Genomic DNA, 7,054 nt, shown 5'->3' with positions numbered 1-7,054 from the left:
GGCGCCCAGCACCATGCCCTCACTGGGGAGTTCGCCGGAAACGGCCCTCTCCAGTGAGGGCCCTTCCGTGCGCAGGCCGATGCGGTTGCTCGCGGACGACACCTGGTAGCCGCCGGTGGTGAGGGTGCGCAGGGCGGCCGCCGTGAACCAGTCGTCGCGCGGGCCCAGCGTCACGCGCAGCACCAGCTCGGTGGGGGGAGCGGTGTGCGGGACGACGTCCACGCGCGCGTGGAGCGCGTCGGGGCGGCCCAGGGGCAGCACCATGCCGTCCGTGAGGGGCGGTGGACCCAGACCGGAGAGGAGGTCCGTGGAGCGGCTGCCGAGCACCGCCTCCACGGCCACCCCGCCGGCGACGGCCACATAACCGCGCAGTCCCGCGCGCGCGGAGCCGACGTCCAGGAGCGCTCCGACGGGCACGCGCACGGGAGCCCCCCAGGCGGCAGGCCGTCCGTCCACGGTGACCGGGCACGGCGCTCCCGCGACCGCCACGGTGACCGTCGAACGCGGCCGTAGGGCACAGCCATTGAGTGTCGTCTCCAGGAGGGCCGCGTCGGAGGGGTTGCCGACGAGCCGGTTCGCGAGTGCCGCAGCGGGCCGGTCCAGGGCACCGGAGCGCGGTACGCCGAGGTGCGCATGGCCGGGCCGACCCTCGTCCTGGACGGTGGTCAGGGCCCCGGAGCGGACCACGCAGAGGGCCCGGTCCGTCATGACCGCCTCGCCGACACGAAGCGGACCCGGGCGCCCGGAGCGAGCAGCGCGGCCGGCACGCGCGCGTGGTCCCACAACAGGGCGTCCGTCGTGCCGATCAGCTGCCAGCCGCCCGGCGACGGGCGCGGATACACTCCCGTGTACGGGCCTGCGAGCGCCACGGCACCCGCGGGAACGGTCGTGCGCGGGGTGGCGCGGCGAGGAACGTCGTACCGCGACGGCAGTCCGGTGAGGTAGCCGAAGCCGGGCGCGAACCCGCAGAAGGCGACCCGGAATTCGGCCGCCGCGTGAATCTCCGGCACCTCGTGCTCGGCCACCCCCCACAGCGCCGCGACATCCGCCAGATCGGGACCGTCGTACCGTACGGGGATCTCGATCGCCGCGTCCGCTCGTGCGGGCAGCGGCGGGATGTGCCATGTGGGGAGCCGTTCCGCCAGTCGGACGGGGTCGTCGTCCAGGCCGTCCAGGAGGACCGTGCGGGCCGCCGGGACGATCTCGCGCACGGAGAGGGAGCCCTCCGCGCGGCGGCGCAGCAGTTCGGCGTGCAGGGCCTGGGCCGTCTCGCCCGAGGAGACCTCGACGAGCAGGGCCCGGTCGCCGACGGGCAGTGCCCTCATGCGAACGCCTCCACACGGACGCCGGAGCACTCCAGCCGATCGCGCACCCGGCGGGCCAGTTCGACCGCGCCCGGCGTGTCTCCGTGCAGGCACAGGGAGCGCGCGCGGACCGGGACGCGCTCTCCGGAGTGGGACGTCACCACCCCGAAGCGGGCCAGTCCCACCGAGCGTTCGACGACCGTCTCGGCGTCCGTGATGACCGCGCCGTCCTGGGTGCGCGGCACCAGAGTGCCCTCCTCGGTGTACGCGCGGTCTGCGAACGCCTCGGTGACGGTGGGCAGTCCGGCCCGCTCGGCCAGTTTCAGGAAGCGGGAGGACGGCAGGCCGAGGACGGGCAGGGCGGCGTCCGCGAGCAGGACGCCGTCGAGGACCGCCGCCGCCTGCTCCTCGTCGTGCACGACCCGGTTGTACAGCGCGCCGTGCGGCTTCACGTACGCCACGCGCGAGCCCGCCGCGCGCGCGAAGACCTCCAGGGCGCCGATCTGGTACGCCACTTCGGCCGTCAGCTCCTCGGGCGGCACGTCCATCGCGCGCCGCCCGAATCCCGCCAGATCCCGGTAGGAGACCTGGGCGCCGATCCGTACACCGCGCTCTGCCGCCAGCTCGCACACCCGCCGCATGGTGGCCGCGTCCCCGGCGTGGAATCCACAGGCCACGTTGGCGCTGGTGACGACGGACAGCAGTTGTTCGTCGTCGGTGAGGCGCCAGCGGCCGAAGCCCTCGCCGAGGTCGGCGTTGAGATCGATCGGGGTCATGAGGTGCTGTCTCTCCTGTCTCTCCTGCTCAGGCCACGCGGTACTGCTCGTCACGGGTGTCCGTGACGAACATCTGGCCGGGTGCGTGGGTGATCGCGAAGGGTGGGCGGGAGGCCATCACGGCCGCCTGCGGTGTCACCCCGCAGGCCCAGAACACCGGGATGTCGTCCGGCTCGGCGTCCACCGGATCGCCGAAGTCGGGGCGTGAGAGATCCGGGATGCCCAGGCCCGAGGGTTCGCCGCAGTGCACCGGGCTGCCGTGCACGGCGGGCAGCAGACTGCTCTCCCTGATCGCCGCGGCCACGTGCTGGGGCGGGACCGGCCGCATCGACACGACCATCGGACCGTGCAGCCGCCCGGCGGGACGGCACTCGCGCTCCGTCATGTACATCGAGACATTGCGCCCCTGCTCGATATGGCGCATGGGGACGCCCGCCGCGCTCAGCGCCCACTCGAAGGTGAAGCTGCATCCGATGAGGAAGGACACCAGGTCCTCACGCCAGCGGTCCAGCACATCCGTGGGCTCGTCGACCAACTCGCCGTCCTCCCATACCCGGTAGCGCGGCAGGTCGGTGCGCAGGTCCGCGCCCTGGGCGAGCGGAGTGGTCCAGGAACCGGCGTCGGTGACGTCGAGGACCGGACAGGGCTTCGGATTGCGCTGGCAGAACAGCAGCATGTCGTACGCCCAGTCGGCGGGCACCGAGATCAGGTTCGCCTGGGTGTGGCCCGCGGCGACTCCTGCGGTGGCGCCCGACACGCCCGAACGGAACTGGGCGCGCGCCTTCTTGGGGGTCCACGCGTGCGCGTGGCCGTCGATGTCGAGCGGACTCGAGGGGCGGTCCTGGATGAGGCTCAACGGCCCGTCGTGGACGGCGTCGTTCACTGGAGCTCCTTCCCACGGGTCTCGGGGAGCCCGATGAGGGCCAGGGCGGCGAGGGCGTAACCGATCGCGCCGAAGACCAGCGCGCCACCCACGCCCCAGCTGTCGGCCAGGAATCCGACGGTGGTGGGGAAGGCGGCGCCCACGGCGCGTCCCGTGTTGTAGGTGAAGCCCTGTCCCGTGCCGCGCACCGCCGCCGGATACAGCTCGCTGAGGAACGAGCCGAAGCCGCTGAAGATCGCCGACATACAGAAGCCGAGCGGGAAACCGAGCACGAGGAGAAGGGCGTTGGCGCCGCTCGGGATGTTCGCGTACGCCAGGATGCACACCGCGGACAGGATCGCGAAGAGCAGGATGTTGCGTTTGCGGCCCAGCCTGTCGGTGAGGTAGCCGCCCGTGAGGTAGCCGATGAAGGCTCCGGAGATCAGGAACGTCAGGTATCCGCCGGTGCCGACGACGGACAGTCCGCGCTCCGTCTTCAGGTACGTGGGCACCCAGGTGGCCAGTGTGTAATAGCCGCCCTGGACGCCGGTGGAGAGCAGGACCGCGAAGAACGTCGTACGCAGCAGGCCGGGAGCGTCGGCCGTCCCCGGCTTGAAGATCGCGGCGAACGAGCCATTCCGGGGGCTCTTCTCACGCTCGGCGACCGCCTCCGGGGCGTCATGCACCCGACGTCGCACCCAGACCACGAGCAGCGCCGGCAGCGCGCCGGTCCAGAACATCACGCGCCAGGCCAGGCCGTCGTCCAGGAACTGGAACACAAGGGTGTTCACGATCACGGCCAGCGCCCAGCCGACGGCCCAGGAGCTCTGGACCGCGCCCAGGGTGCGGCCTCGGTGCTTGGGGCTCGCGTACTCGGCGACCAGGATCGCGCCGACCGCCCACTCACCGCCGAAACCGAGGCCCTGAAGCGCGCGGAAGACGAGCAGCGTCTCGTAGTTGGGCGCGAAACCGCAGGCCACGGTGAACACCGCGTAGGTGGCCACGGTGATCATCAGCGCCTTGACGCGGCCGATGCGGTCCGCGACCACACCGGCGATCGCGCCGCCGACCGCCGAGACGACCAGCGTGACCGTGGTGAACAGGCCGGTCTGGCCGCTGTCGAGACCGAAGTACGCCGCCAGCGCGACCATGCTCAGCGGCAGCGTGAAGTAGTCGTAGGAGTCGAGGGCATAGCCGCCGAACGCGCCGGCGAAGGCGCGGCGGCCACGGGGTCCGAGCGCGCGCAGCCAGGCGAACGCGCCTTCCTCGGTGGCCGGTTCGCCCGCGTGGGGCTGGGCGTCGTCGGTCAGGGCCTGGGATGGAGGGGTCGTGCTCATGGGCACCTCACAGTGAGGGACGGAGGGTGCTTGGGGACTGAGCCGTGCCGTGCGGGAAGCGGTGGACGCCGAGACGGTGCGGTCGGCGCCTGCCCGCCAAGGTAGAGGATCGTTGAACGATCCCTCAATACCCATGTTGTTTCGTTCTTGTATCTGCGATTGAATTCGGGCATGGCAGAGCTGACGGGACTGGCCGACGATCGCGCCCTGCTGGGCCGTACGAGCACCGCCGAGCGGGTGTCGGACATCCTCAGGAGCCGTATCGCCGAGGGGTACTTCCCGCCCGGTACGCGACTGTCGGAGGACAGCATCGGCGGGGCGCTGGGCGTCTCGCGCAACACTCTGCGCGAGGCGTTCCGGCTGCTCACGCACGAGCGGCTGCTAGTGCACGAGCTCAATAGGGGCGTCTTCGTGCGGGTGCTGACCGTCGACGACGTCGAGGACATCTATCGCACCCGCCGTCTCGTCGAGTGCGCGGTGGTGCGCGGGCTCGGCAAGCCGCCCTATGCCGTGGAGGGCCTCGCCCAGTCCGTCGCGGACGGGCAGCGGGCAGCGCGCGAAGGTGACTGGAAAGGTGTCTCCACCGCCAACATCCACTTCCACCGGGAACTGGTCGCGCTCGCCGGGAGCGCCCGCACCGACGAGCTGATGCGCAGCGTCTTCGCCGAACTGCGCCTCGCCTTCCACGTGGTGGACGACCCCCGCCGCCTCCACAAGCCCTACCTCGCGCGCAACCGGGAGATCCTCCAGACCCTCCAGGCGGGCGACCGCGACGTGGCCGAGCGGCTGCTCGCGGCGTATCTGGACGACTCGCTCAAGGGTCTCGTTGAGGTATACGGGCTTTAGGCCCTCCGGCGTTTGAGGACGAGGGCGGTAGCGCGATACGGAGGTCCGGGGGCGGAGCCTCCGGGTACGGGACGGCTAGGGGCGGAGGGGGCGAAACCACCGGGCGGCACCGCACCGCGCCCCCGCAGCCGGACAGGGGAGCGAGGAACCCCACCGTCGGCGGGAGTGACGGGCGCGGCCCCGCCGGGACGCTTCTGCGTCGTTTCGACCGTTGTCAGACCGAGGACCTAGTCTGTGCACCGTGACTTCGCGTGCATCGACGGACAGCGTTCCGCCCCAGCTCAGCGCGGGGCCGCGCCCCGCTCCGGGCCCGGCCGCCGACGAGGGCCTGGCGCGGCGACTGCGCGCGCTCGCCTGCACCGCGCCGCTGCACGACCTCGACGTACGCAAGGCGAACCTCGCGGGTGAGTACACGGTGTACGGGATGGCGGAGGTGGCCCTCGCCGCCATCGACCTCGTCACACTGAACATGGACTTCGACACCGGCGCCGACCACGACCAGATAGTGGCCAGGCTCATCCCGCGCATCGCCGCCCAGGCCCCGCGGCGGCCCGTCGCCGAGCACGAGCGCGTGGCCCGCTGGGTCCTGGAGAACCTGATCAACGTCGGCAGCGTCGACCGAGGCTTCCGCGCCGTGTACGGCACCTTCGCGCCCGACGGCTCGTATGTCCGCCGCGACTACGACTTCAAGCTGATCGAGGAGGTCCCCGGGTACGGCGGGAGTGTCTACCTCCGTACGACGGACGAGGCGGTCAACGTCCTCGTGGGCGCCCTCGACACGGACGTCACCAGCGCGCAGATCGCCGCCGAGGTCAAGCTTGAGGTGCTGATCAGCCGCGGCCGGCTCGCCGACGCCCAGCTCGCCGCCGAACAGGCCCGCTACCGGACCGTGCAGTACTCGGAGACGCTCCGCAGGGCCCTGGACGCGACCCGGCGCAATGTGCGGGCCGTCGACTGGCTCCAGGCCGTGCCCGACATGATCGCCGAGGCCTTGGACCACGTCGCCGACCGGTACCGCCATGAGAACGCGATCCTCACCAACATCCGCAAGGCACGGGACGAGTCCGAGGACCCGGAGCAGAAGCGCCGCGCCGCCGAGCTCGTCGACATCGTCAAGGACTGCATCCGCAGGCACACACAGCTGCAGTCCAGGCTCCTGGAAGCGGGCCCGCTCTTCCGCGCCGAGCAGGACCGGCAGGCCTTCGCCACCCCCATGACGACCTCGGGGACAGACCTCTACGGACACCTCGTCGCCCCCGTCCTGCCGCTCCCGGTGGAGCAGGCGCTGCGCGTGACGGACGCCTTCTTCGCGCGCGGCACGGGGCTGCGCACGCCGGTGGCGGTACGGGTCGGGGATCTCGTCGACATACTGCTGACGCCGCCCCTGGAGCGAGAACACCTCGGCGCCGAGATGCCCGAGCCCGATCTGATCGCCACACCGGACGACAGCCGGTTCAGCGAGGAGCAGCTGGCGAGCGCCATGGAGCTGCTCGACCTGCCCGCCGACGCGCCGCGACGGCTGTCCGGGCTGCTCGCCGAAGCCCGCCGCCGGGACCCGGAACTGCCCTACCTGGTCGCCCTGTTGGCCGTCCACGCGGCCAGCCCGCCGGTCGGCACCGCCTACCGGCAGGGCGAGGAGAAGCTGCTGTTCGCCGTGGACGACGGGACCGAGCTGGACGATCCGGAGTTCGGCGGCGCCGACCTCATCGTCGGCATGGCCCTGCTGGACGCGGCGGGCATGGCGGCGGACCGGACGGAAGCCGCATGACAGCGCGGGCGCGCGGCGGGGGCCGCATGGCAGGGCGGGCGCGACGCCAACGCGCTGGAGTTCGTGGACCGGCTGCCGCAGGGCCTCGACACCGTCCTGGTCTCCCTGGTCCGCCTGGGCGGCGTCCTGAAACCCGCGGACGTGGAGGCCCTGCACGCGAT

General features: G+C 71.9%; 7 protein-coding genes. 2 read left to right on the top strand and 5 right to left on the bottom strand.

Translation table 11 applies throughout. The annotated features are described in order from the left end of the window. The 5 genes from AB0D27_RS44795 to AB0D27_RS44775 all read right to left on the bottom strand — a co-directional run. On the bottom strand, positions 1-708 hold a 708-nt coding region (locus AB0D27_RS44795; RefSeq protein WP_362521277.1), incomplete at its 3' end, for a biotin-dependent carboxyltransferase family protein. Beyond that, positions 705-1,325, bottom strand: a complete 621-nt coding sequence (locus AB0D27_RS44790) for an allophanate hydrolase subunit 1 (RefSeq protein ID WP_362521275.1) — start codon at positions 1,323-1,325, stop codon at positions 705-707. The genes AB0D27_RS44790 and AB0D27_RS44795, both read right to left, overlap by 4 nt. Next, complete coding sequence (locus AB0D27_RS44785; RefSeq protein ID WP_362521273.1) at positions 1,322-2,080, bottom strand: 5-oxoprolinase subunit PxpA; 759 nt, start codon at positions 2,078-2,080, stop codon at positions 1,322-1,324. Before AB0D27_RS44785 ends, AB0D27_RS44790 begins: the two co-directional genes overlap by 4 nt. 28 nt (positions 2,081-2,108) lie before the next feature. Beyond that, positions 2,109-2,936, bottom strand: a complete 828-nt coding sequence (locus AB0D27_RS44780) for a putative hydro-lyase (RefSeq protein ID WP_362521279.1) — start codon at positions 2,934-2,936, stop codon at positions 2,109-2,111. A 23-nt stretch (positions 2,937-2,959) separates the two neighbouring features. Beyond that, positions 2,960-4,279: an MFS transporter gene (locus AB0D27_RS44775; protein WP_362521270.1), complete on the bottom strand. Its 1,320-nt coding sequence runs from the start codon at positions 4,277-4,279 to the stop codon at positions 2,960-2,962. 171 nt (positions 4,280-4,450) lie between these two features. Here AB0D27_RS44775 and AB0D27_RS44770 point away from each other — a divergent pair, with 171 nt between their 5' ends. Continuing rightward, entirely contained in the window at positions 4,451-5,125 is a 675-nt protein-coding gene (locus AB0D27_RS44770; RefSeq protein ID WP_362521268.1) for a GntR family transcriptional regulator, read from the top strand. Between the two features lie 241 nt (positions 5,126-5,366). Beyond that, complete coding sequence (locus AB0D27_RS44765) at positions 5,367-6,893, top strand: hypothetical protein (RefSeq protein ID WP_362521266.1); 1,527 nt, start codon at positions 5,367-5,369, stop codon at positions 6,891-6,893. Positions 6,894-7,054 lie beyond the last annotated feature (161 nt).

The sequence above is a fragment of the Streptomyces sp. NPDC048415 genome (genome assembly GCF_040651675.1).
In the GTDB taxonomy this organism is placed as follows: domain Bacteria; phylum Actinomycetota; class Actinomycetes; order Streptomycetales; family Streptomycetaceae; genus Streptomyces.
Note: the sequence above shows the minus strand (reverse complement) of the source record. Positions and strands in the feature narration are given on the sequence as shown.